The 23,274-nt window shown below is 72.1% G+C and carries 22 protein-coding genes and 3 pseudogenes; 13 read left to right on the forward strand and 12 right to left on the reverse strand.

The genetic code is table 11. The features are described from left to right. Positions 1–17: 17 nt before the first annotated feature. Positions 18–701, reverse strand: coding sequence for a vWA domain-containing protein (locus ACZ6EM_RS00465; protein WP_045306214.1), 684 nt, complete (start codon positions 699–701; stop codon positions 18–20). A 221-nt stretch (positions 702–922) separates the two neighbouring features. On the opposite strand from ACZ6EM_RS00465, the gene ACZ6EM_RS00470 reads away from it, so the two are divergent. The 4 genes from ACZ6EM_RS00470 to ACZ6EM_RS00485 all read left to right on the forward strand — a co-directional run bounded on the left by ACZ6EM_RS00470 (position 923) and on the right by ACZ6EM_RS00485 (position 5,142). Beyond that, a complete protein-coding gene (locus ACZ6EM_RS00470) occupies positions 923–3,259 on the forward strand; it encodes a helix-turn-helix transcriptional regulator (protein WP_465771270.1) in 2,337 nt (778 codons plus the stop codon). Beyond that, positions 3,256–4,197, forward strand: a complete 942-nt coding sequence (locus ACZ6EM_RS00475; RefSeq protein WP_465771271.1) for a DUF6801 domain-containing protein — start codon at positions 3,256–3,258, stop codon at positions 4,195–4,197. The genes ACZ6EM_RS00470 and ACZ6EM_RS00475 overlap by 4 nt, the downstream gene beginning before the upstream one ends. Before the next feature lie 178 nt (positions 4,198–4,375). Next, a complete protein-coding gene (locus ACZ6EM_RS00480) occupies positions 4,376–4,498 on the forward strand; it encodes a hypothetical protein (RefSeq protein WP_465771272.1) in 123 nt (40 codons plus the stop codon). After that, on the forward strand, positions 4,495–5,142 hold the full coding sequence (locus ACZ6EM_RS00485; RefSeq protein ID WP_465771273.1) for a phosphotransferase: 648 nt from the start codon (positions 4,495–4,497) through the stop codon (positions 5,140–5,142). The genes ACZ6EM_RS00480 and ACZ6EM_RS00485 overlap by 4 nt, the downstream gene beginning before the upstream one ends. Positions 5,143–5,176: 34 nt before the next feature. Here the strand turns inward: ACZ6EM_RS00485 and ACZ6EM_RS00490 are convergent. From ACZ6EM_RS00490 to ACZ6EM_RS00500, 3 genes and pseudogenes are all read right to left on the reverse strand, one after another. After that, positions 5,177–5,908 (reverse strand): annotated as a pseudogene (locus ACZ6EM_RS00490) (helix-turn-helix domain-containing protein); the annotation flags it as partial. Positions 5,909–6,080: 172 nt separating this feature from the next. Then, positions 6,081–6,485: a MarR family winged helix-turn-helix transcriptional regulator gene (locus ACZ6EM_RS00495; RefSeq protein WP_465771274.1), complete on the reverse strand. Its 405-nt coding sequence runs from the start codon at positions 6,483–6,485 to the stop codon at positions 6,081–6,083. Positions 6,486–6,542: 57 nt separating this feature from the next. Then, the gene (locus ACZ6EM_RS00500; RefSeq protein WP_465771275.1) at positions 6,543–7,394 is read right to left on the reverse strand and encodes an SDR family oxidoreductase; all 852 of its coding nucleotides are present in this window, start codon (positions 7,392–7,394) and stop codon (positions 6,543–6,545) included. Between the two features lie 109 nt (positions 7,395–7,503). On the opposite strand from ACZ6EM_RS00500, the gene ACZ6EM_RS00505 reads away from it, so the two are divergent. Then, positions 7,504–8,001, forward strand: a complete 498-nt coding sequence (locus ACZ6EM_RS00505; RefSeq protein WP_401050061.1) for a MarR family winged helix-turn-helix transcriptional regulator — start codon at positions 7,504–7,506, stop codon at positions 7,999–8,001. Between the two features lie 219 nt (positions 8,002–8,220). Then, positions 8,221–8,313 (forward strand): annotated as a pseudogene (locus ACZ6EM_RS00510) (IS5/IS1182 family transposase); the annotation flags it as partial. Between the two features lie 55 nt (positions 8,314–8,368). On the opposite strand, the gene ACZ6EM_RS00515 reads toward ACZ6EM_RS00510, so the two are convergent. Continuing rightward, the gene (locus tag ACZ6EM_RS00515) at positions 8,369–8,857 is read right to left on the reverse strand and encodes a DUF5959 family protein (protein WP_465771276.1); all 489 of its coding nucleotides are present in this window, start codon (positions 8,855–8,857) and stop codon (positions 8,369–8,371) included. Positions 8,858–9,029: 172 nt separating this feature from the next. Between ACZ6EM_RS00515 and ACZ6EM_RS00520 the strand changes: the two are divergent. The 4 genes and pseudogenes from ACZ6EM_RS00520 to ACZ6EM_RS00535 all read left to right on the forward strand — a co-directional run. Then, positions 9,030–9,243 (forward strand): annotated as a pseudogene (locus ACZ6EM_RS00520) (IS1380 family transposase); the annotation flags it as partial. A 373-nt stretch (positions 9,244–9,616) separates the two neighbouring features. After that, entirely contained in the window at positions 9,617–10,018 is a 402-nt protein-coding gene (locus tag ACZ6EM_RS00525) for a YccF domain-containing protein (RefSeq protein WP_380547632.1), read from the forward strand. Positions 10,019–10,348: 330 nt separating this feature from the next. Continuing rightward, a complete protein-coding gene (locus tag ACZ6EM_RS00530; protein WP_452180083.1) occupies positions 10,349–10,990 on the forward strand; it encodes a TetR/AcrR family transcriptional regulator in 642 nt (213 codons plus the stop codon). A 49-nt stretch (positions 10,991–11,039) separates the two neighbouring features. Then, the gene (locus ACZ6EM_RS00535; RefSeq protein WP_465771278.1) at positions 11,040–13,475 is read left to right on the forward strand and encodes a LuxR C-terminal-related transcriptional regulator; all 2,436 of its coding nucleotides are present in this window, start codon (positions 11,040–11,042) and stop codon (positions 13,473–13,475) included. Between the two features lie 65 nt (positions 13,476–13,540). On the opposite strand, the gene ACZ6EM_RS00540 is transcribed toward ACZ6EM_RS00535, so the two are convergent. After that, the gene (locus ACZ6EM_RS00540) at positions 13,541–13,702 is read right to left on the reverse strand and encodes an LxmA leader domain family RiPP (protein ID WP_465771279.1); all 162 of its coding nucleotides are present in this window, start codon (positions 13,700–13,702) and stop codon (positions 13,541–13,543) included. A gap of 174 nt (positions 13,703–13,876) precedes the next feature. Continuing rightward, positions 13,877–14,044, reverse strand: a complete 168-nt coding sequence (locus ACZ6EM_RS00545; protein ID WP_452180081.1) for an LxmA leader domain family RiPP — start codon at positions 14,042–14,044, stop codon at positions 13,877–13,879. 300 nt (positions 14,045–14,344) lie between these two features. Between ACZ6EM_RS00545 and lxmK the strand changes: the two genes are divergently transcribed. From lxmK to ACZ6EM_RS00560, 3 genes are read left to right on the forward strand one after another with little or no spacing between them, the layout of a single operon-like run. Then, positions 14,345–15,517 carry a class V lanthionine synthetase subunit LxmK gene (gene lxmK, locus ACZ6EM_RS00550; RefSeq protein WP_465771280.1) on the forward strand — a complete coding sequence of 391 codons (1,173 nt, stop codon included), beginning with the start codon at positions 14,345–14,347 and terminating at the stop codon, positions 15,515–15,517. A 52-nt stretch (positions 15,518–15,569) separates the two neighbouring features. After that, positions 15,570–16,637, forward strand: a complete 1,068-nt coding sequence (locus ACZ6EM_RS00555; protein WP_465771281.1) for a T3SS effector HopA1 family protein — start codon at positions 15,570–15,572, stop codon at positions 16,635–16,637. Positions 16,638–16,647: 10 nt separating this feature from the next. Beyond that, a complete protein-coding gene (locus ACZ6EM_RS00560; protein WP_465771282.1) occupies positions 16,648–17,661 on the forward strand; it encodes an LLM class flavin-dependent oxidoreductase in 1,014 nt (337 codons plus the stop codon). A 45-nt stretch (positions 17,662–17,706) separates the two neighbouring features. Here ACZ6EM_RS00560 and ACZ6EM_RS00565 read toward each other — a convergent pair whose 3' ends face one another. The 5 genes from ACZ6EM_RS00565 to ACZ6EM_RS00585 all read right to left on the reverse strand — a co-directional run bounded on the left by ACZ6EM_RS00565 (position 17,707) and on the right by ACZ6EM_RS00585 (position 23,270). Beyond that, positions 17,707–18,138: an SRPBCC family protein gene (locus ACZ6EM_RS00565; protein WP_465771283.1), complete on the reverse strand. Its 432-nt coding sequence runs from the start codon at positions 18,136–18,138 to the stop codon at positions 17,707–17,709. Between the two features lie 81 nt (positions 18,139–18,219). Continuing rightward, the gene (locus tag ACZ6EM_RS00570) at positions 18,220–19,851 is read right to left on the reverse strand and encodes an AMP-binding protein (RefSeq protein WP_465771284.1); all 1,632 of its coding nucleotides are present in this window, start codon (positions 19,849–19,851) and stop codon (positions 18,220–18,222) included. A gap of 138 nt (positions 19,852–19,989) precedes the next feature. Beyond that, the gene (locus ACZ6EM_RS00575) at positions 19,990–20,229 is read right to left on the reverse strand and encodes a chaplin (RefSeq protein WP_359905472.1); all 240 of its coding nucleotides are present in this window, start codon (positions 20,227–20,229) and stop codon (positions 19,990–19,992) included. Positions 20,230–20,328: 99 nt separating this feature from the next. Next, positions 20,329–20,697: a hypothetical protein gene (locus ACZ6EM_RS00580; protein WP_465771285.1), complete on the reverse strand. Its 369-nt coding sequence runs from the start codon at positions 20,695–20,697 to the stop codon at positions 20,329–20,331. Next, the gene (locus ACZ6EM_RS00585; RefSeq protein ID WP_465771286.1) at positions 20,694–23,270 is read right to left on the reverse strand and encodes an Hsp70 family protein; all 2,577 of its coding nucleotides are present in this window, start codon (positions 23,268–23,270) and stop codon (positions 20,694–20,696) included. The genes ACZ6EM_RS00580 and ACZ6EM_RS00585 overlap by 4 nt, the downstream gene beginning before the upstream one ends. Between the last annotated feature and the right edge of the window lie 4 nt (positions 23,271–23,274).

Genomic DNA, 23,274 nt, shown 5'->3' on the forward strand with positions numbered 1-23,274 from the left:
GCCCCGGCGGGCGGGCGTCACCGGCCGACCTCGTCGATGGCCATGGTGAACTGGTCGGGCCGGTTCACCACCAGCTGCGGGTTGGCCGAGTTCAGGGCGTGTCCGGAGGCCACCAGGCTCATGGTGAGCGAGTGGAAGAACTCCGAGATCGCCCGGCCGACGTCGGTTCCGGACTTGGCGAGGAAGGCGAACTCGGGGCGGGTCGCGACGTCGACCATGGTCTGCGCCCGGGCGTCGCCGAGACCGCAGGCGATGATGTTCGGCGCGGTCGGCGTGCGGTCCCGGTCGGTCAGCTCCGCGTGCGGCGCGTGCCAGGACGATCCGTCGGTGGGCTGGCCGTCGCTGAGCAGGAAGACCACCGGGCGGTGCACCCGGTAGCCCTCTCCGCGCAGCCACTTCACGTCGCCGGGGATCCGCTGCAGCAGGTCCTCGAAGACGGCCCGGTAGTTGGTCACCCCGCGGATCACCAGCCGGGGCACCGTGGTCTCGGTGCGCATGTCGGCCACCGCGAGCCGAACCTGGACGTCGTCGGAGAAGCCCAGCACGGCCAGCCGGAGCTTGGCCGCGACCATCGGCTCCGCCCTCAGCCCCTCGCACAGCGACGCCACCCCGTCCCCCAGCTCACGCTGGTACGGGGCCATCGAGCCCGACTCGTCGGCCACCACGTAGGCCGGCAACAGGACGCCCTTCGCCTCCGCCATCGCAAACACCGCCTCCCTCAAGTTCACGCAACTGGTGTCGCGGACGGGGCGGCCCGGGCCGCGCAACGAGGTGCGCCGGGGACCGCGGAACCACTGTCCGCACCACCGATGCTGGCGTCGCGTCAGACAAATGCACAGGTCACAGCGCCGGTCATATGTGACCGGTCACCAGCGGTAGGCTTCGCCTCTGTTCTTTCGAATCTTCGGGGGAAGGGCGGGTCGTGGCGGAGACGCTCGGGGCACTGCTGCGGCAGTTACGGAAGCAGGCCGGTCTGACGCAGTTCCAGCTCGCCGAGCGGGCTGGACTCGGCGAGAGCACCGTCCGCCGGATCGAGACCGACCGGCCCTTCGACCACCGGCTCGGCACCATCAACTGCATCGCGGACGCGCTCGACGCCGGCCCCGAGGACCGGCGCCGGCTGAGCGCCCTCAGCGGCGGCACCGTCCCGGAAGCCCCGGTGCCCCCACCGGAACCACCGCCGCCGCCCCGGGACCACGGCCCGCTCGCCGACGCCGCCGAGGAACTGGCCCGCGAGAGCCGACAGCGCTGGCGCCGCGAGGAGGCCCAGCACCGGGTGCACCACCCGTTCGCACTGCCGGTGCGCTGGCAGCAGGTGTCGGCCGGGGTGGCCGACCAGTCGGCGAACGCCCACCTGCTGGCCCCCGGCGAGGCCCGCACCGAACCGGACCTCAGCGGCGACCTGCGGCGGGTCGCCGAGATCTACCGGCGCGTGCCGTCGGGCCGGCTGGTGGTCCTCGGCCGGGCCGGATCGGGCAAGTCGATCCTGGCGGTCCGGTTCGCCCTCGACCTGCTGGACGCCCGCACCCGCAACGAACGGGTGCCGGTGATCTTCAGCCTCGGCGCCTGGGACCCGACCACCGTGGCCCTGCGCGACTGGCTGATCGCCCGGCTGCTGCGCGACTACCCGCACCTGGCCCGGCGGGTCCCCAGCGGCAAGACACTGGCCGCGGACCTTCTCGACGACGACCTCGTCCTCCCCGTCCTCGACGGGTTCGACGAACTCGCCGAAGACCTGCGCGCCCCGGCCCTCGAAGCACTCAACCTCTCCCAGCTGCCGCTCGTCCTGACCAGCCGCCACGCCGAGTTCACCGCCGCCGTCCGAAAGGCGCACGCCCCGCTGGCCGCCGCCGTCGTCCTGGAACTGCGCGACCTCGACCTCGACGACCTGCGCGGCTACCTGCCCCGGACCGACCCGGCCTTCCCCGGGCCCGCCGACACCGACGGGCAGGGCGCGACCTGGGAGGCCGTCCTCGACCCCGCCCGGACAGCGGAGAGCGCCGGCCGCGCCAACCTCGCCGCCGCGCTGCGCACCCCGCTGATGATCGCCCTCGCCCGCACCATGTACAGCGACCACCCCGAACGGCGGCCGGGCGAACTCCTGGACACCGCCCGCTTCCCCGACCCCGAGGCAATCGAGGAACACCTGCTGGCCGGGTTCGTCCCCGCCGTCTACCGCCCCCGTCCCACCGAACGCCTCGACACCGCCCACCGCCGACCCGGATCGTGGGACGCGGAACGCGCCGAACGCTGGCTCGGCCACCTCGCCGACCACCTGACCCGGCTCGGCCGCGAACGGCAGGACCTCACCTGGTGGGAGGTCGGCACCGGCATGAGCCGCCTCTCCCGCACCGTGATCATCGCCGTCCTGGCCGGCATCGCCTTCGGCGTCACCACCGCGATCGGCAACCTCCCCGTCGACCTGGTCGCCACCACGCACAGCCTCCGGTTCGCCGTCGTCCGCGGCCTGCTGGTCGGCGTCCTGCACGGCCTCGCCGCCGGCACACTCTTCGGACTCGTCTACTGGCACGCCTCCGCCCGCGCCGCCCTCAGACCCTCGCCGGTCCGCATGCGGCTCGGCATCGGCACCCCGCTGACCCGCCGCAACGCCCGCATCCGTTTCCTGATCGGCCTGGGCGGTGGAGCGGCCGGCATGGCACTGCTCATCCTGGTCGACGAAGGCCTTGTGGCCCCGCTCGGCCTCGCCGACGGACAGGGTGCCGGCCTCGCCGCCGGGCTTGTGTTCGTTGTGCCGATCGCCCTCTCGATCGGGCTGGTCTTCAGCCTGATCGCCCTGTTCGAGGCCCCGGTCCGCACCGAATCCGTGGTCAGTCCCGCCGACCTGCTGCACATCGACCGCCGCAACGTCGCCTACCACCTGCTCACCTGGGCGCTCGTCCTCGGCATCGGCGTCGGTCTGGTCAACGGCATCGTGTACGGGCCGCTGCGCGGCTTCGAGGTCGGCCTGGTGTTCGGGCTGGAAGGCGCGTTCGGCGCCGGGCTCGGCTACGGACTCAGCCTGACCGCCTGGGGCCAGTGGGTGGCACTGGCCCGCATCTGGCTGCCGCTCACCGGGCAACTGCCCTGGGCGCTGATCGCCTTCCTGGACGACGCCCACCAACGCGGCGTGCTCCGCCAGGTCGGCGCGGTCTACCAGTTCCGCCACGCCTGGATCCAGAACCACCTGAGCCGCAGCCACCAGCAGCGCCACGACCGCGAACAGAGCAGGCGCGACCACTCGACGGAAGGGGCACGATGAACGCCGAACCCCGTACGCACCGCCCGAGCGGGCGCGCCCGGCGCGCGGCCGTTGCCGCAACCGTCCTCGTCGGCGCCGTCGCCACCGCCCCCGCAGCCGCCCGGCCCGCCGCCCCCACCCTGCACTACACCTGCGTCTTCCCGACCATCGGCGGACAGGCCATCACCGCCAGGATCTCCGCGGACATCCCGGCCACCCTGCCGGCCGGCGAGTCCAGCCCGGCGTTCGCCATCCAGGCGGCCGCCACCGTCGAGGCCTCCTTCACCCTCGGCCTGCGCTACGTCCTCGGGGTGCGCACCATCGAAGGCTCGGTCGACGCCGAGACCCGCGTCCGCGCCCCGCAGGACGAGACCGCCGTCCCCGTCCACCTCACCATCACCCGCACCGCGGTCCCCGCCTCCGGTTCCTTCGAGATCCCCGCCACCGGCAACGCGCCCCGACTCTCCTTCACCCGCCCCGGCACCGGACGCGTGACCACCGGCAACTTCACCCTCCACCTCGTGCCCAAGGACGCCGACGGCAACCTGGCCGGGCCCGGCCGGGTCGACGTCCCCTGCACCCTGAACGCCGGCCAGGACAACACCGTCGCCCCCTTCGAGGTCACCCCCGCGAAAACCTCCCCCACCCCGGCCCCCACCGCCCCGGCCTCATCCTCCGCAAACCCGGCCACCACCCCGCCGGGAACGGACGCCTCCGCCGTCGCAACCACCGCCTCCGCCGCCACCACCCCGTCGGGAACGGACGCCTCCGCCGTCGCAACCACCCCGCAGGCCCCTCCACCGCCGGCATCCGCCGCCCCGCTGACACAAACCACCCACCCCGCGGGCGTCGGCCTGATCACCGCCGCAATCGCCGCAGCCCTCGCCGCCGCCATTGCCGCAGCCGCCGTCCTCCACCGGCGATCCAAGCGCCGTGGAGCATCCGAGGCCTCATCCTGACCGTCCGCGATACGCGGCCAAACCCGGCCCGACGAATGCGGGTGTTGTCGGAGCGCGCCGATTGCCCACGCAGCATCGACAGAATCAATGCCCATCGGGCGTGGAATCGCGCGTTCCCACAGGACCCAGTGCCCATCGAAGCGCGGGCCCTACAGGTCCGCAACGCCGAACCGCACAAGTGCGAGAACTGGCCTTCTGGCCGCTCGACCAGCTCCCGACCGACACCGTGCCCTACACGGTCCACGCGCTCGGCGAGATCACCCGTGGCAGCGCCCTGTCCACCGTCGGCTGGCCGACGTGAGCGCCCCCACCGTCCCCCACGACGTGGACCGGCTGCTGCGCGAGACGGCAGGGTTCTACGAGCTGCTGGGCGTGCGCTCCCACGACCGCGCCGGGCATCCGAGCGTCTGGGAGGTCGTCGACGGTAGCGGGCACCGCCTGTTCGCCAAGCGCCACAAGAACGTGCTCATGCACGAGCGGGAAACGGCCGCCTGCCGGCTGCTCGCACCGGCGCTCGGCGACGGCCGGACGCCGTCGTTGCTGGCCGCCGACGCCGCCGCGCTGCTCAGCGTGACCACCGCCCTGCCCGGTACCCCGGTCATCAGCACCGCTCTCACCGCCGCCGAGGAGCGGGAGGTGTACCGGCAGGCCGGGCAGCTCCTGGCCGCGGTCCACGCGCAGCCGACGAGCGGGGTCCCCGTCGGCGAGTACCTGCCCTGGGCCCAGGAACGCGCTCGGGCAATCGCTCGCGCCCGCGACGCCCGTCTGTCGGACGAGGACATCGAGGTCCTGGCCGAGGGCACCCGCGCCGAGCCCCCGCCCACCGCGCTCGCCTACTGCCACGGCGACTTCGGCCCGCGGAACTGGCTCGTGCGCCGCGACGGCGACCGGCTGGCGCTCGCCGGTCGAGGCCGGCCAGCAGATCATCCAGGTCGGAGGTGGTGAACCTCCACTGGAACGGCTGTGCCGTGGATTCGCAGCGGCCAAAGACACGGGCGCGATGGACGTCGTAGGCGGCCAGGTAGGCCAGGGCGCCGCCGCGGTTGTAGTCGTGGTTGACGCGCATCGCCCGGGCCTGCCCGGGTGCCAGGGTCGGGCGGCAGCGGCAGCGCGCCTGGATGGAAGTCTCCTCGTCCGCGGAGAGCACGTACTCGTCCTGGCCCAGCGGGGCGCCGTCGAAGGTTCGGGCGTACAGATCCAGCACGCGTGCGGCCTTGGGCCGGAAGGCGGGGTCGCGTACGGAGATCCAGGACCGGTACTGCCAGGGCTTGAGCGTGTCCCGCTTGAGCCAGCGCCGCACGGTGGAAGTGGAGATCGACCCGGCGATGGACCGGGCAACCACCTCCCGGGCCAGCTCCGGGCACAACCAGCGTGCCAGCGGCGCGCCGGTCCTGGCGGGTAACTGGCAAGCCAGCGCCTTGACCTCGGCAACTTGCAGCGCGGTGAATGAGACCGGCCGGCCGGACCGCTTACGGTCGGCCAGGGCCGGCAGGCCGCCAGCCGCGAACCGGCCCCGCCAGGTACGCACCGTGTCCACGTGTAGCCGCGTCTGCGCGGCGATCCGGGCGTTGGAGCGCCCCCGGGCGGCCAGCAGAACGACGGTTGCTCGCTGCCGGGTCTGATGCGGGGTCTTGTGGCCGTAGGCCATCTTCTTCAGCCGGTGGCGCTCGGAGGCGGTCAGCATGACGGGCACGGCGGAGGCGAGGGGCATGGGAGGAAAGCGGCCGATCCTTCGGGGCAGCGGGGAACGGGCCGACACCGGGCCGCACCTGTTCCTCCAATTTTGGTGGCATTTCCGCACGCTGGCCGTTGATGCCTGACCAACTGTGGGTGAAAACTGCTCGACCGCACGCGGTGGTCACAGTCGCCGGTCGACGACGTGATCAGCGGGTTTCGAGGTTGTGGGCCATGCATTCGAGGACGCTGACGGCGGTGCGGTACTCCTCCGTGGTGATGCCGGTCATGGACAGTTCGCGGAAGGCGCTGATCTGGTCCTCGACGGCGACGAGGCGCTGGCGGCCGTTCGTGGTGAGCACCAGCCGGCCAGGTGCGGGGCGGGTGGCCCAGTCGTCGGCGAGAGCGGTGTCGATGGCGGCGGTCAGGGTGGAGAGGTCGGCGTTGGGTGCGAGGGCCGTGTGGACGTCGGTGTCGGCGGCGTCGGGGGTGTCGCGGATGACGCTGAGGACCTGCCAGGAGATTCGGGTGAGGCCGAACTCGTCGAGCATGCCGTTCATGTAGCGGGTGAGGGCCTTGTCGGTGCGGTTGAGCCAGTAGCCGATGGGCTTCATGGTGATGGTCCTTCAGTGAAGTCGGGTGGGCCGAGCAGGGCGCGGGAGCGGCGGAAGTCAGCGCGCGGCGAACGCGGTGAACGCGGCGGCGTTCTCGGTCGCCCATTGCCGGAAGGTGCGCGCGGGCGTGCTGAGCAGGGTTTGGCTGGTGTCGGCGATGGGGGCGGGGCCGGCGGAGGCGGCAGCCCACAGGGCGAGCAGGGAGCCGGCCATCGGGGCCGGCATGAAACGGCCCATCTGCTGCTCGGCCTGCTCGTGAGTGATCGTCTCGACGCGGATGTCGCGGTCGAGGACGTCGGCCAGGACGGCGATCTGCTCGCGGAAGGTGAGGGACTGGCCGCCGGTGAGGGTGAGCGCGCGCCCGCGGAGGGCGGTGTCGGTCAGGGCTTCGACGGCGATGTCGGCGATGTCCTCGGGGTGGATGGGCGCGATGTGCGCGTCGGGGTAGGCGAGCTGGATCGGCAGGCCGTGCCCGATGAAGTAGGACCAGCCGAGGGCGTTGCTGGCGAAGGCGTCCGGGCGCAGGAAGGTGCAGGGCAGGTTGGCGATGGTGAGGGCGCGCTCGACGTGGAGACTGTGCGAGGCAAGTGGGTCGGTCTCGGCGTCGGGGGCCAGGACCGAGGAGGAGGACAGCAGGACGATGTGCTCGACGCCAGCGGCCTGTGCGGTCTCGACGAAGGCGTCGATGCCATCGGGCTGGGGATAGAGGAAGACCTGGCGCACGCCGTCGAGCGCGTCCGGGAGGGTCTCGGACCGGCTGAGGTCGACTTCGGCGACGTCGACGCCGCTCGGGACGGCCAGCTCGGCGGGCTTGGCGCTGGCGGCGCGGACGGGCAGGCCGGCGGCGTGCAGGCGGTTGATGACGGCCTGGCCGACCTTGCCGCGGGCGCCGGTGATGAGGATGGTCATGGAGACTCTCAGAGAGTTCGAAGCATGCTCGTGACATATGCATGATTGCATGCACATAATTTCCCGTCAACACATGCCTTCGGCTGCTCACGGACATTACGATGGGTGCATGACGACGAACGAACCGCAGATGGCCGAGGAGCTGCTGAACGCCGTGGGCCCCGCGTTCTCCAAACTGCGCCGCACCTCGCTGCTGGAGGTCGAGAACCCCATCTCGGCCAAGGACCTGAGCCGCACCCTGGTCCTGAACATCGTCCTGGAGCACACCCGGGACTCCGACAAGGAGATCACCGTCGGAGCCGTGGCCGAACTCCTCGGCGTCGACCCCTCGGTCGCCAGCCGGATGGTCACCGACAACATCAAGGCCGGCTACCTGATCCGTGCCGCCTCCCAGCAGGACGGCCGCCGCACCGTCCTCCTGCTCAGCCCCGAAGGCGCCGACCTCATGGCGCGCTTCCGGCGCCACCAGCGCGCGGCGTTCGAGTACATCACCGCCGACTGGGCCGAGCGCGACCGCCTGGAGTTCGCCCGCCTGATGCTCAAGTACGTCGGCTCCCTCGCTCAATTGAACGATCGCGGCCTGGCTGAGGACGCCAAAGGATCCTGACCGCAGGCCCGTCTCCCCTTGAGGCTTGGCCGATTGCGGGATGCGTTATGAGGCCGGCGTATCGCAGGTCAGGCATCGTGCGGCGGACGCTCCAGCAGTTGCAGTCCCAGTTGCATCCGCCTGCGTTCAAGAGCGTCCGACCCGGCGCCTAAGAACTCCTAACGAAATGATCTTCAAGGTGGTTGGATCGCTCCGGGACCGTTGATCCGGGGGTGTGGGGTGGCTCGGCCGAAGCCGTGGCATGTTGATGACGAGCTGTGGGCGGTGGTCGAGCCGCTGTTGCCGAAGGTGGAGCGCCGAGTTCGACATCCACGAAGCCTTCCTGGCCCTCGGCCGTGCGCTCATCTGCTGGCGGCGGCTCGTCTCCCTACCCTGGCAGCATTGGCACCCAGTAGTTCATCACCTGGTGCAGGCGTTGCCGGTGGTCGGCAATCCAGTCGTCCGGCGGGACGAGCGGGACGCGCACGGTGACCATGGATCCCGACTCGTCCTCTACGACCACCTCCGGGCAGTCACGCTCGCCGGTGAGTTGGATGAAGATGGACGGCCCTCTGCTCATCTCCATCCAAGCGACGTCTTCGCCGGCGTCGAGCCTCTCCAGCGCGTTCGCCCAGCTTTCCAGCTTCGAGACGTACAACGCCAGGTCGATGCGGCCGGACACGAAGGGCGTCTTGACGACGATCTCGGCGTCAAGGCCAGCAGGCCACCTGGAGTTACGTCCCAGAACGTTGACGGTGACGCTGTTCCCCTCGTCATCGGCGAGGGAGATGAGCTTCCTCGGAGGACTGTCGCCCATAGCTACCCTCTCATCGGCGAGTACGGAGAGATCCTCACCCGACCGGAGGGCATCCTTCACCTCATTTTGTCAGCAGTTCTAAGCACTGTTGCAGTAACCATGACAGGGCTTCAGCTCTTGGGTTGTGTCCCGGGCTTGCCAGACCGGGCCCAACTCGGCCGTCAGGTCAGCAATCATGGCCTGCGACAAGCCGGTGATCCGACGCTCCGAGACGATCAATACGCGTGTCACGATCCTCGCCGACGACGGCGAGGCGATCGCCAACCTCGCGCCGCTGCGCGACCAGCCCGAGGTCTTCGACCCGGTCGCCTCCACACAAGACCGCGTGGCGACTGCTGGCCGGCATCGATCCTGCCGCGCTCGCAGCGTTGCGCTCGGCCCGCGCCGCCGCCCGCGAGATCGCCTGGCTGCAGGTCGGCGAGACTCGCCACGGCATCTGTCCGCGTACTGATCTGGGCTCTGGCAAGATTTTCGTAGCCGGAAATCATCTCGTCCCGGCGGTGGGTAGCTGCTGACGGTGCTCGACTGAACTGGCTTCGCCGTTCCCGCACTTGGCGGACGTGATTGTGACCTCGGTCGATGGGTCCGGTCCCGTCGCTCGGCACTGCCACGAAGGAGAAGGCAGTACTCGGCAGTCTCTCGATGTCGGCCGCCGCGCACCTGGTCCTCCTCGGCGGGCGCTGAATCCGAAGGAGTCCCTATCTGAGGCTGCAGCCCGGACCGATCCCTGAGGAACGACCCCTAAGGGCGTAGACACGCTCGCCGACGGGCATGGCACGGTCGTAGTGCAACGCCATCAGCCGTGAGAAGGTACTAAGCATGAGTGCAGTGAAGTTTATCCTCAATGTCATCTGGTTGGTTTTCTGCGGCATTTGGATGGCTCTTGCCTACGTGCTCGCCGGAATTATCTGTTGCCTTCTCGTAATTACCATTCCATTTGGCATTGCTTCGTTTCGGATTGCCGGCTTCATCCTGTGGCCGTTCGGGCGCACGGCGGTGGAACGGCCGGACGCCGGGCCGGCGTCCTGCGTGGGGAACGTCATCTGGCTGGTCTTCGCCGGGTGGTGGCTGGCGATCGGTCACCTGATCACCAGCATCCCGCTGTTCCTGTCGATCATCGGCATCCCCTTCGGCTGGGCCAACCTCAAGATGATCCCGATCTCGCTGATGCCGCTCGGCCGCGAGATCGTGCCGACCGACCAGGAGTGGGGCGCGCGGTAACCGCCACGAGCACCGATGGCCGACGAGGACGGAGATCCTCGTCGGCCATCACTGTTTGCGCCGGTCGGGCCCGTGGCAGTGCCAGGCGGAGGCGGAGGGGTGAACCTGCTCCACGCCGGGCGCCGGGACGCGATCCCGTTCGCAGTGGTGCCGCCGTCGGATCCGGCTCGGCCCGGGCATCTTGCACGCCACAGACTCGTTGACGTACTTCCGGGCGCGAACGAGCAGACGGTCTGGTCCTGTTGACTGGATGTCTGTACAGTCAACCGTCATGGCGGCCGAAGCCCTGGAGCCCGCGTGTCACCTCGCTCACCTCATGTCAACGCCCGGTTGCGGGAAGCGTCCCGCGAACGGATCGTCACCGCCGCCATCGACGTCCTGGCCAGGAAGGGCTTCCACCAGGCCACCGTCTCCGACATCACCGAGCAGGCAGGTGTCTCGCGCGGGCTGATCAGCTACTACTTCCCGACCAAGCACGCTCTCGCGGACGAGTTGCTGGACCGCTACCTGGAGGGCATCGACCAGCTCCTGGACGTCGAGGGCACTCCGGACGAACGGTTGTCCGCCATCATCGACCGCGCACTGCTGGCGGCCCACCGCACGCGTCACATCCAGCAGATGGCCCTGGGCCTCATGATCGATCCGGGGACGCACCCGCTGTACGCGGCGGCGGAGGCCAGGAAGGACCGGCTGCTCGGCGAACTGGAGGAGCGGCTCCGCGAGTTGTTCCACTCTCGCGGGGCCGAGGACCCTCACCTGGAGGGGATCATGCTCCGCAGCCTGCTGGAAGGGGTGACGGTCAAACTCGTCATCTACGCCGACCAGTACCCACTGGAGCCGATCCGCCGCCGGATCCACGCGATGTACCAACTCCCTTGCCCAGCAAGCGCTCTGATCGAGGATCAGCCCTGGCCGGCCGGGCCGATGCGCGCCACCGGCGCGACGCCCGAGCCGACCGGCCCGTCACAATGAACCCACACGGCCGGGTCACCCACCGCGCCGGCACGTTCTGGAGACGCGTATGACGTCCGCTGATTTCGCCGTCGCGGCAGCGACGGCCGCCGACCGGCTGTCCGGGACCGGACCGCCGACCGTCGCCCGACCGCCCGCCGCCACCGGCCCGTTCCCGATGGAGACGGTCGGGCGGGCCGGCGAGCTCGCCGAGGTACTGGCCGTGCTCGAACGGCCGGACATCGACGGCGTGCTGCTGTCCGGGGCGCCGGGGATCGGCAAGAGCCGGCTCGCCGAGGAGGTCGCGCTCGCCCACCGGACCCGCACCGGCGGAACGATCGGCCGGATCGCGCCGGCACCCGGGGACGGCTGGGCGGACGGCCTGCGCCGCTGGATCACCCGAACCCGCGAATCCGACGACGCCCCGTCCGTACTGCTGTTGGACGGCGCGCGACGCGACCCCGACCGGCAGGTCCTGGCCCGGCTGGCCCGGGCGCTGGCCGGGACGGGCGTCAAGGCCCTGGTCACCGCGCGCCGGCCGGTGGCGCAGGACGGCTTCGCACACCGGAGCGTTCCCCCGCTCCCGGTGCCGCTGGACTGCTGCGCCATCGACGTCGAGGCGTTGGCCTCGGTGCCCTCCGTCGAGCTCTTCGTGGCCTGCCTGCGCGCCTTCAACCCCGCTTTCCAGGTCGAGCGCCACAACCAACTGGCCGTCGCCCGCGCCTGCGTGGAACTCCACGGCAACCCCGGGGCGATCGGCCTGGCCGCACGGATCGCGGCCCTGGAGGGGCCGGAGGTCCTCTGGGCCGCCCTCGACGGCCAGTCCCGGGCCGGAGCGCTTCCGGACCGGCCCCGGCCCGCCATCGACGGCCTCGCCCGGTTACTGGACGCGTACGGCCCGGACGACACCGAACCCGAGGCGCTGCGCGGCCTGAGCCACGCCGGACGCCGACTGCTCGCCTGCGCCCGCGTGTTCAGCGGCGGCGCAGGACCCGAATCGCTCCGGCAGATCTCCGGGGTCGGCCTCGACGAGTACCCGGCCGCCCTGGAGTCACTGCTCGGCCGGCACCTGCTCAGCCTCTCCGCGCTTCCCTCGGGCCGTCTCGACGGCTACACCCGAACCCGGCTGCACCTCTCCTTCGGCCGCTGGTCGTACCGACCGGACAAGCAGACGGGTGAGCCGGCGAACGGACTGGAGGACGTCCGGCTCGCCCACGCCCGGCACCACGCCCGGCTGGCCGGATCCACCGTCCGCCTCATGACGGGCGGCCCGCAGGCGGGAGGGATCATCGCGTTCCGCAGCGAGGAGGGGAACATCCGCCGGGCGCTCGACACACTGGTCGCCGCCGGGCTCGCGGAAGAGGCGCTCGACCTCGCCGAGCTGTCCCGGGTGTACCACTACGCGATCGGCACCCCGTTCGACTGGCCCGCCGGACTGGCCTCGCTGGGCGGCCCCGACGCCGACCGGGACAGCCGGCGACGGACGGCCCTGCTGCTGGCCGAGGCCGCCGTCCGCAACGACGAGCCGGAAGCGGCGCTGGCCATCCTCGACGGGGTTCGGCCCGGCGACGCGGGACACGAGGACCCGGCGGACGGCGGGTTCACCGTCAGGATCACGCACCTGCGCGGGATCGCCATCACCCCGAGCCGCCCGGACGAGGGGCTCGCACTGCTCCACCAGGCCATCGAACCGGGCGCCGACGGCGGCCACCTGGCCCATCGCCGGCTGCTCGACACCGCGCTGGCCGAGTTCCTCCACCGCTCCGCGGGCACCGCGGCCGCGCTCGCCACCCGCGCGCTCGCCGAGGCCATCCAGGCCCGGGACAACCTGGTCGCCGGCCTCGCGCTGCTGCACCTGAGCGCGTTCGCGGCGGCGGCGGGACGAGCGGCCGACTCGACCAACTACCTCGACCGCGCACTGGCCACGCTGCGCCCCCTCGGAGCCCCGGCCGCGCTCGGCGCGCTCCTCGCCCTGATGGGCAGCCCGCTGCTGCCGGGCCCCGCCGCGCGCGCCGCCGCGGTCGCCCGGGCGCTGGGCTGCTTCCACACCGTCCGGCGCCACCTGCTCGACGACCCGACGGAACCCGACTTCACCGTCGGCCGGGTCGAGCGGCGGCTACTGCTCGGCGACCGCGAGTCGCTCGCCGCCATGGCGGCCGGTGCGGTGGTCGAACTCCCGGACCTGATCCGTGACTTCGCGCTCGGATGCGTCGCCGCGCGGACGCCCGGCGACCCGTCGGAACCCGTTCCGGACCGGCCCGCCGTGTCCTCCCGGGCCACGGCGGCCGAGCCGTCCGCCGACACTGTGCTGACACCCCGTCAGAACGAGGTCGCCCGGCTGATCGCCGAGGGCCTGAGCAACAAGCAGATCGCCCGGCAACTGACCATCTCCGAATGGACCGTGGTGAACCACATCCGCGAGACCATGCGCAAGCTCGGCTGCTCCTCCCGCGTGGCGATCGCCGGCTGGGTCCACCGCACCGCGTCGACCCCCCGGGAACGCTGAGTGCCGAACGCCGCCGCCGGCACGGCCCGAGGACCGTGCCGGCGCCACGACACTTAGCCGAACGCTCAGTTGCAGCCCCTCACGATGACGGTGACCAACACCGAGATCGAGACCGTGATCGCGGGCGTGAACCCTTCCGTGCCGTCGGGGATCGACACCAGGTCGTTCCGCGCGGCCGCCGGCGTGGTGTAGGCGGAGTAACCGCCCATCAGGTCGCTGCTGTCCATGCTGACTCCATTCGTTCACACATCCGCTGCCGGTTGCAGCACCACGGGGACCCCGCCCTTCGGGCTCGGTCAGGTAGACGGGCTGTACGGGGCACGGAGCCCGGCCGCCCCGGGATCGCGGCGGCACGGGGTCCGTGCCGTGGGAGCCCGAGCCGGACGCTCGGTGCGCCCCTCCTACAGGAGGGACATGGTGGCCGGGCTCACGATGATCGAGATCACCGAGATGATGGTGACGACGGGCGTGAACCCCTCCGTCCCGTCGGGAATCGACACCAGGTCGTTCCGGGCCGCACCCGGCGTGGTGTAGGCGGAGTAACCACCCATCAGGTCGCTGCTGTCCATGCTGACTCCATTCGTTCACACATCCGCTGCCGGTTGCAGCACCATCAGCACACCAGCCGCCGCCCCCACCCGCCCAGAGGCAGACAACTGCGCCCCCGGGGAGGCGGATCCGGATCTCCCGCCAGTTCCCTGCCGACACGTCCGACGTCCGGTCGGAACCTCACCGTTCCGCCCGCCGTCCGGCAGGGACGTGCGGCGCGCGACCCCGTCCGGCAGGGCTCTGCCACCCCCGCCGCGGGCCGTGCCTGGCAGGACCGTGCGGCTGCCCGTCAGGGGACGCCGCCGCCTACCGTGGCTCCCATGGCAGCGACGATCACCGCGATCCGGGACACGGCCGGAACGCCGACGGGGCCGGTCCCCGACACGGACCCCGCCGGCGTCTTCGCACCGGTTCCACTCGACCACGTCCCCGATGTCGTCCAGGCTCTCGAACGCCTGGGCGTGGCACCCTTCGCGGACCGGACGCCCATCAGCCGGCCCGGACGGAACGACAACTGGGCGGGCCCGACCACCGACGGCCGGGAGGTGTTCGTGAAGCGGCTCGCGCAGCCGCTCGCCGCCGAACGCTTCGACCGGGCCCGTGCGTTCGAACAGGTGCTGGCCGCCGGTCGCCCTCCGGAGCACTGGCACTCGCCGGCCTTCCTCGGCGCCGACCCCGGGGCCCTGCTGCTGGTGCACGAGCGCCTGGTCGACGCGGTGCCGGGCAACCTGCTCGCCGATCAGGGCCGCTTCGACGCCGCGCTGTCGCACCGGGCCGGCCTGGCGCTCGCGGAACTGCACCGCATGCCGGTCCACCCCGCCGACCTGCCCGAACCCGCCACCGGAGGGCGGGAAGGGTCCACCGCCCGGCTGGTCGAGCTGACCACCGAGGACTACGCCGCCGCCAGCGGGGGCGAGTTGGAGGTGTGGTCGATGCTGCAGCACGACAAGCGGGTCCGGGCCGCCCTGCGGGAACTCGCCGGGTCGAGCGCGGCCGCGCCCGCGGTGCCGATCCACGGCGACCTGCGGCTCGACCAGTTCCTGCTGTCCGGCGACGACCTGTACCTGACGGACTGGGAGGAGTTCCGGATCGCCGACCCGGCCCGGGACGTCGGCGCGTACGTCGGGCAATGGCTCCACCGGGCGGCCGTCGGAATGTTCGCGGGCCTCGGGCCGGACACCCCGGTCCCGCCCGCCGAGGTCCACGAGGCGCTGATGCGCAGCGGCACCGAACAGCTCGACGCGGTGCGTCCGCAGATCGCCGCGTTCTGGTCCGGCTACCGCCGGGTTCGCTCCGAACCCGGAGCCGACGAAAGGCAGTTCACCGCTCGGGTGACCCGGTACGCGGGCTGGCACCTGTTCGAGCGCACGATCGCCACGGCGACCCTCGCCCACCGCCTCACCGCCGTCCTCCGTGGGGCCGCCGGGGTGGGCCGCAACGCGCTGCTCGACCCGCTCCGGTCCGCCGAGGTACTCGGCCTCGTCCAGGACTGACCGCGGGCCCACGCCCACTCGTACGGATCGACAACGGGATCAGGAGACGATCGTGTCCCATCAGCATTCCCCGGCCCCGCTCTCCCCGGCCCTGCGCGCGGCGCTCGGCGGCCTGCGGATCACCGACGGCACGCCGCGGGTCGAGGTCGACGACGACCTGGTGGTCGCCGCGGACACCTGGGGCGAACTGCGCTCGGCGCTGGCCGGCCTGCTGTACGAGCGCTGGCACGCCGGCATCGTGCGCCAGGAGGGCCCGGCCCGGATGCCGCGGCGCAGCGAGACCTTCGAGCGCGAGCTGATCGCGGCCACCGGCCACACCCGGACCGTCGCGGCGGGTGTGCTCCGCTCGCCGGTCGAGGCAGCCGACGGCGGGGCGGACGGTCCGGTGCGGGTCGAGTTGGGCCGGGTGCTGGTCGGCGTGCGGCCCGGCGCGGTGCGCTCGGACGGGCCGCCGGCCGTCGGCAGGCCCTGCGTGGTCGAGCTTCCGGCGGTGCGTCCGGCGCTGTCGCCCGGCTTCCTGCTGGTCGACGGGCCCGACGGTTCGCCGGTCCGGGCCGGCGAGTTGCTGCGGCTGTACGTGCACCTGGCGGAACCCGGTGCCGCCCCGCCGGTGTGGCGGGCGCTGCTGGAGCGGCTGGCGGGCCTGGGTGTGCGGTACCGGGCGAAGGTGCTGTCCCGTCCGTGGACGTATCCGCGACGGGACGCCGCGGTGGTGTACCTCGACGCCGCGGACGCGGCCGTCGCGCCGGTGCTCGCGGACGCCGTGGCGAGCCTTCCGGGAGTCGCCGGGGGCACGTCGGTCTTCGCCTCCCCGCTGCGCCCCGGTGTCGCGCTCGCCTGGGAGCCCCGCGACGAGCGGGACGGCTGGGGCGGGCGCAGCTTCGGCCAGCACCGGGCGGCGGCGGTCGCCGACGGTGTCGTGCGCCGTGCGACCGATCCGGCGGGCCCGTCGCTGGAGGAGCAGGTCGCCCAGGCCCTGCGCGAGGCGTCGGCGTCCCCCGCCGAGCCGGCCCGCAACCTCGGTTCGCCGGCCCTGCCGGCACCGGCCGTGCCGGTTGCGGATGTGCCGCTTGCGGATGTGCCGGATGCGGAAGTGCCGGATGCGGAAGTGCTGGTCTGAGGTGGCGGGGATGACGAGTTCGCGCAAGGTCTCGGTGCTGTATCCCGTCCAAGTCCAGGACCCACGGGATGTCCTGCCGCTGGCCGAGCTGGTCCGGGAGGGGGTCGCCGCGCGGCTCTGGCTGGGCCAGTCGGTGGCGTTGGAGTCGCATCATGTGCTGGCGTATCTGGCGGGTGCGGGCTACCGGATCCCGGTCGGCCTGTCCGTGGCGCTGACGGCGCTCCGGCATCCGTACGATGCGGCCGTGCAGGCCCGCACGCTCGGCGTGCTGACGGGCCATCCGCCGGTGGTGGGTTACGGGGCGGGCGAGCCCGGCTTCGTGGCCGCGCTGCACGGCGCGCCCTACGCCCGTCCGGCGGCGGCGGTGGCGGAGTACCTGGACGTCCTGCGCCGGCTGCTGCACGAGGGGCGGTTGGATCACCACTCGGGGCCGCTGTTCCCGATGCGCGGGGTGGTGCTGCCCAGGATGTCGGCGCCGGCCGGAACCACGCCGCCGGAGGTCGGCGCGGGTGTGCTGCGCCCCGGCATGGCCCGGGCGGCGGGTTCGGTGGCCGACACGGCGATCACCTGGCTGACGCCGCCCGACTATGTGCGGGACGTCCTGGCTCCGGCACTGGAGAAGGGCGCCCGCGACGCCGGGCGGGAGCGGCCGCGGATCGTCACCGTCGTCCATGCCGTGCTGGACCGGCCGGGGCGCAGTGCGATGGTGCTCGCCCAGCGCGGGACCAGAGTTCATCTGTGTGCGCCCCACTACGTGGACATGCTGCGCCGGGCGGGTCTGGACCTCGATGTGTCCGACCCGGTGTCGTCCGCCCGGGAGTTGGTCGAGGAGGGCGTCTTCCTGTTCGGCGGCCTCCGAGAGATCCGAGCGGGCATCGAGCGCCATTTCGAGGCCGGTATCGACGAAGTGGTGATCAACCCGGTCGCTGTCGCGGAGTCCTACGGCGTCCCGGCGGCGGTCGCCGACCTGCGGGAGATCCTGGAGGGCGGCGGCCCGGACCGGTCCCTGAGGAACACTCCCTGAGGGCCCTCGGCGGGAGGGGAAGCGCAGGTCCGTACGGGAGGGCGGTCACCCCGCGAGCCGTCCCTCCAGGGCGCGCAGGTCCGCGGTGAGCGCGGTGCGCACCTGGCGGGACAGCAGCGGCCCGGTCAGGCGGAAGCCGCCGCGGACGCGGATGCGGGCGAAGGTGCCGGCCTGGGTGGGCTCGAAGGTGTAGGTGACGCGCATGGGCATCGGTCCGGCGACGGAGACCATGTCGAGGAGCGTCGGCGGGTCGTGGCGTGCCACGCGCAGCACGTACGAGAAGGTCCGGCCCAGGAAGCGCGCGGTCCGGGTGATCTCGGCGCCCGCGCCGAAGCCGCCGGTGTCGGCCTCCCGGGTGAGGGTGGCGTCGCGGATGCCCTGGGTCCACTCGGGGTCGTGGCGCCAGTCCATCGCGTAGGCGGCGACCGTGGCGGGCGGGAGGGGGATCAGGCGTTCCACTGTGACGTCGAGGGGCATGATCACACTCTCCCGCCGGGCGGGCCACCGCGCTCCCCGGACGCGCCCGGGCGGAGGGGCGCCCGGGCCGGGGCCCGGGGCCTACAGCCCCAGGATCCGCTGGGCCTCCGCCCGCATCTCGACCTTGCGGATCTTCCCGGTGACCGTCATCGGGAACTCCTCGACCACGTGCACGTAGCGCGGGATCTTGACGTGGGCGAGCCGGCCGGCGCAGTACGCGCGGACGGTCTCGGCGGTGAGCGGCTCGGCGCCCTCCCGCATCCGGATCCAGGCCATCAGCTCCTCGCCGTACCTGGTGTCGGGCACGCCGATGACCTGGACGTCGAGGATGTCCGGGTGGGCGTGGAGGAACTCCTCGATCTCGCGCGGGTAGAGGTTCTCGCCGCCGCGGATCACCATGTCCTTGATCCGGCCGGTGATGGCGAGGTAGCCGTCCTCGTCCATCACCGCGAGGTCCCCGGTGTGCATCCAGCGGGCGGCGTCGACGGCCTCGGCGGTGCGCTCGGGCTCGCCCCAGTAGCCGAGCATGACGGAGTAGCCGCGGGTGCACAGCTCGCCGGGTTCGCCGCGCGGGACGGTGCGGCCGGTGGCCGGGTCGACCACCTTGGCCTCCAGGTGCGGGCCGACCCGGCCCACCGTGGCGACCCTGCGCTCGACCGGGTCGTCGACCCGGGTCTGGGTGGAGACCGGCGAGGTCTCGGTCATGCCGTAGCAGATGGACACCTGCGTCATGCCCATCCGGCCGATGACCTCCTTCATCACCTCGCTCGGGCAGGGCGAGCCGGCCATGATGCCGGTACGCAGGCTGCCGAGGTCGTAGCGGTCGAAGTCCGGGTCGGCCAGTTCGGCGATGAACATGGTCGGTACCCCGTACAGCGAGGTGCAGCGTTCGGCGGCGACGGCGGCCAGGGTGGCGCCGGGCTCGAAGGAGGGGGCGGGGATGACCGTGCAGGCGCCGTGCGAGGTGGCGGCCAGGTTTCCCATCACCATGCCGAAGCAGTGGTAGAAGGGCACCGGGATGCAGATCCGGTCCTGCTCGGTGTAGTTGAGCAGCTCGCCGACGAAGTAGCCGTTGTTGAGGATGTTGTGGTGCGAGAGCGTCGCACCCTTGGGGAAGCCCGTCGTCCCGGAGGTGTACTGGATGTTGATCGGGTCGTCGGGGGCCAACTCGCCCTGACGCTCGGCGAGTCGGGAGGGGTCTGCCCGCCTGCCGGCGGCGGTCACGGCTTCCCAGACGGGGCTGCCGAGCAGCAGCACGCGTTCCAGCTCCGGGCAGCGGTGGCGGACTTCCTCGATCATCCCGGCGTAGTCGGAGGTCTTGAAGCGCTCGGCGGCGACCAGCAGCCGGATGCCGGCCTGGTTGAGCACGTACTCCAACTCGTGCGAGCGGTAGGCCGGGTTGACCGTGACGAGGATCGCGCCGAGCTTGGCGGTGGCGTACTGGGTGAGCGTCCACTCGGCACAGTTGGGGGCCCAGATGCCGACCCGGTCCCCCTTGGCGATCCCGAGCTCCAGCAGTCCGAGCGCCAGGGCGTCGACGTCGGCGGCGAGTTCGGCGTACGTCCAGCGGCGGGCGGTGGCCCGGTCGACCAGGGCGTCGCGCTCGGGGAAGGCGCGCACCGCGCGGTCGAGGTTCTCCCCGATGGTGTCGCCGAGCAGCGGGACGTCCGAGGTGCCGGAGGCGTAGCTGCGCGGGGTCGGCGTGGTCGGCACGGGCTGGCTCCTGGGGACGGCGGTGCGGGACGGGGACCATGGTCGCGGGCCCCGGCCCCGCGCCGCCACCCCCGAACGGGGGTGCGCACGCGGCGCTGGGGCCGGCCGTCGGTCGACGGGCGGCCCCAGCGCGCGGGGTCACTTGTTGATGCAGGTGTTGCCGGTGACCGGGTTGAGGAGCGAGATGATGCCGATCGAGTTCCCGCAGACGTTGGCCTCCAGGTTGATCGGCACCTGGATCACGTTGCCGGAGAGGATGCCGGGCGAGCCGATGGCGGCACCGTTGGCGGTGGCCTCGCCGGCGGAGGCGGTGCCGGCCCCGGCGAGGACCGCCGTGGCGGCGAGGGCGGCGGCGGCGAAGGTGGTACGCATACGCATTGCGTCACTCCTTGTGAGCAGAGCGGGTCGAAGTGTGACGATCACACCTCGCCCACGATCACAAGCGATCAGCTCCTCCGCACGCCGGATTGCCCCGTCCTAGGGCGTGTCGGCCTCCCGCCCCCTCCGCGCCGCCACCGCGGGAGCGGCGACGTTCAGTGATTCCAGCAGCTCCCGGGCCGGATACAGCCCGGGCTCGGCCGCCACCGCGCGGTGCAGCAGGCCGAGGGCGAGCGACTCGTTCCCGGCCGCCAGGGCGTCCAGCGCCCGGTTGTAGTCGATCCGTCCGGCGTAACGCAGCCGGAACAGCACCGACAGGTCCTCCCGGCAGGAGGGGCAGCGCAGGGTCTGCGGATCCGCCGGGACCCTGCACAGCGGACACGGCACCTCGGGCGCGTCCGGGATCCCCTGGACCCCCGGGGCCACCGGGACCGCCGGGACCTGCGGGAAGGCGTCCACAGCGCTCATCGCGGCCCCGCCTCCTCGGGGCGGACCGGGCCGAGCGACTCCTGGGCCGGCTCGCTGCCCAGCTCCCGCTGCGCCTGCGCGTACAGGGCCAGCAGATTCGACATGTGGGTGTTGACCTCCGCCATGTTGGGCGCCTCCACCGCCTCGTCCAGCCCGCGCAGCTCGGCCATGATCAGCTGGCCCAGGGCGGGCGAGACCATGTTCTGGGTCACGTAGACGTTGCACATGGTCAGCATCCGCATGGTGTGCCCGAGCGCGTCGCACAGCTCGTCCGCCCGCTGGGCCGCGCGCACCGCGCCCTCCCAGTCGGCGGCCTCGCGGCGCAGCCGCAGCTCCGCGGCCACCGACCGCAGCCGGTCCAGGTCGCTCGGATCGAGGTGCTTCTCGCAGTAGTGGATGAACAGGCTCAGGTACGCCTCCGAACCGCGCACCCAGCGCTGGGCCTTGAGCTGCTGCTGGGCCCGCTCCAGCGCCGCGTCCACCGACCGGCCGCGGGTCTGCCCGGCCGCCAGGTCGTCCAGGCTGTCCATCAGCCGCTGTGCCTCGCGCATCTCGGCCTCGGTCAGCTCGCCGCCCCAGCGGTCGGTGAAGGACTCGATCTGCCGCTGCTGCTCCTCGACCTGCACCTTCAACTCGGGGTCGAGGGTGACCCGTTCCAGCTTGACGGTCTTCTCGGCGCCGCCCTGGATCCGCACCGACAGGGTGATGGTGCGGTCCCGGTCGAGGCCGAAGGAGACCTCCACCGGGGTGCGGCCGCCCAGGCCCTCGGGCAGCCGCAGGGTCAGGTGGCCGATCAACTCGTTCTGCTGGGCGATCTCGTGCTCGCCCTCGTAGACCGCGATCTCCAGCCGCTGCCGGCCGCTGCCGGAGACCACGAACTCCCGGCTGACCGGCGAACTCGTCGGGTAGCTGGTGTTCTTGGGGATGATGACGGCGAGGCGGCCGTCGTTCAGCTCGATGCCGAGGTTCTTCGGGGTGATGTCGAACGGGTTGGTGACCTGCGCCAGCTCGCCGCAGCCCGGGCAGACCTCGCAGCCGGGCGGATTCACCAGGCCGCAGGAGGCGCAGCGCAGGCCCACGTCCTCGGCGGCGGTGCCGGCCACCTTGGTGTGGCCGGGGGCGGCCGAGTTGAGCGGTTCGCCGCACAGTTCGCAGGCGGTGACGCCGGGGGCGGCCGGAGTGCCGCAGCGCGGGCAGTTGCCGCCGTGCACCACGGCGGTGGCCCGGGTCTGCTGCGGGACCGTCGCGCCGGCCCCGGTGGCGCCCGAACCGTCCAGCGCCCGATCGCACTTGGGGCAGGCGGCGGAGTCGGCGTCGACCGGGATGTGGCAGGTCGGGCAGGAGACCCGGGCGCCGCCGAGCAGGGTGGTGGCGCAGTTGGCGCAGTTGGAGGCGGACAGGTCGCCGGGGGCCCGGCACTCGGGGCACTCCACCTCGCCGACCAGCGCGGACTGGACGGCCGCGCCGAGCGCCACGCACTGCATCGGGTTGACGCCGCGCCGGATCCGGCGCGGGCCGAAGACCTCGCCGAGCCGGCGGGCGACCAGCGGGATCGCGGTCGAGCCGCCGACCAGCACCACCTCGTCGATGTCCCCGACCGTCAGGTTGGCCTGCATGATGGCCTTGTGAGTCAGTTCGATGGTGCGCTCGATCCGGGCCTCGATCAGCTCCTCGAAGCGGGCCCGCTCGAACTCCGTCTCCAGCACCAGCTGCCCGGCGCCCAGGCCCGGCAGGATGACCTCGGAGGACTCCTGGTTGGAGAGCTCGATCTTGATGGTCTCGGCGGTGGCGGCGATCTTCGGACGGTCGCGCAGGTCGGGCTGGTACTCCGCGCCGTACTCCTCGCGGATGTCCTCCAGCAGCGCGGTGGTGATCCCGCGGTCGAAGTCGTCGCCGCCGAGCAGGTTGTCGCCCTCGATGCCGAGTACCGAGACCGAGCCGGGCACCAGCAGCAGGATGGAGATGTCGAAGGTGCCGCCGCCGAGGTCGTAGACCAGGACGGTCCGCCCCTCGTCGCCCGCCTCGGAGGTGATGCCGTAGGCGAGGGCGGCGGCGGTCGGCTCGTTGATGATCCGCAGCACGTGCAGGCCGGCCATCCGGCCCGCCTCCTGGGTGGCGGCGACCTGCCGCTCGCCGAAGTAGGCGGGGACGGTGATGACGGCGCGGTGGAAGGGCTCGCCGAAGCGCTGCTCGGCGTCCTCCTTGAGGCGGTGCAGGATGATCGCGGAGATCTCGATCGGGGTGTACGAGCGGCCGTTGAACCAGACGTTGACGTCGCCGTCGGTGCCCGCGGTGACCTTGTAGTCCACCTCCTTCAGGGCCGCCTGCACCTGCGGGTCCTTGAACTTGCGGCCCATGAAGCGCTTGACCGAGCGGATCACATTGACGCCGTCGACGGCGATCCGGCTGCGCGCGGTGGAGCCCACCAGCAGCTCGCCCTTGCGGCCACTGCCGACCACGGACGGCGTGGCCTCCTGGTTCTGCCGGTTGAAGATGATCTCCGGCTCGCCCCGGCGCAGGTGGGCGACCACGGAGTTGGTGGTGCCCAGGTCGATGCCGAGTGTGCGGTACATGTCG

The organism is Kitasatospora sp. NPDC041917, from assembly GCF_055589745.1.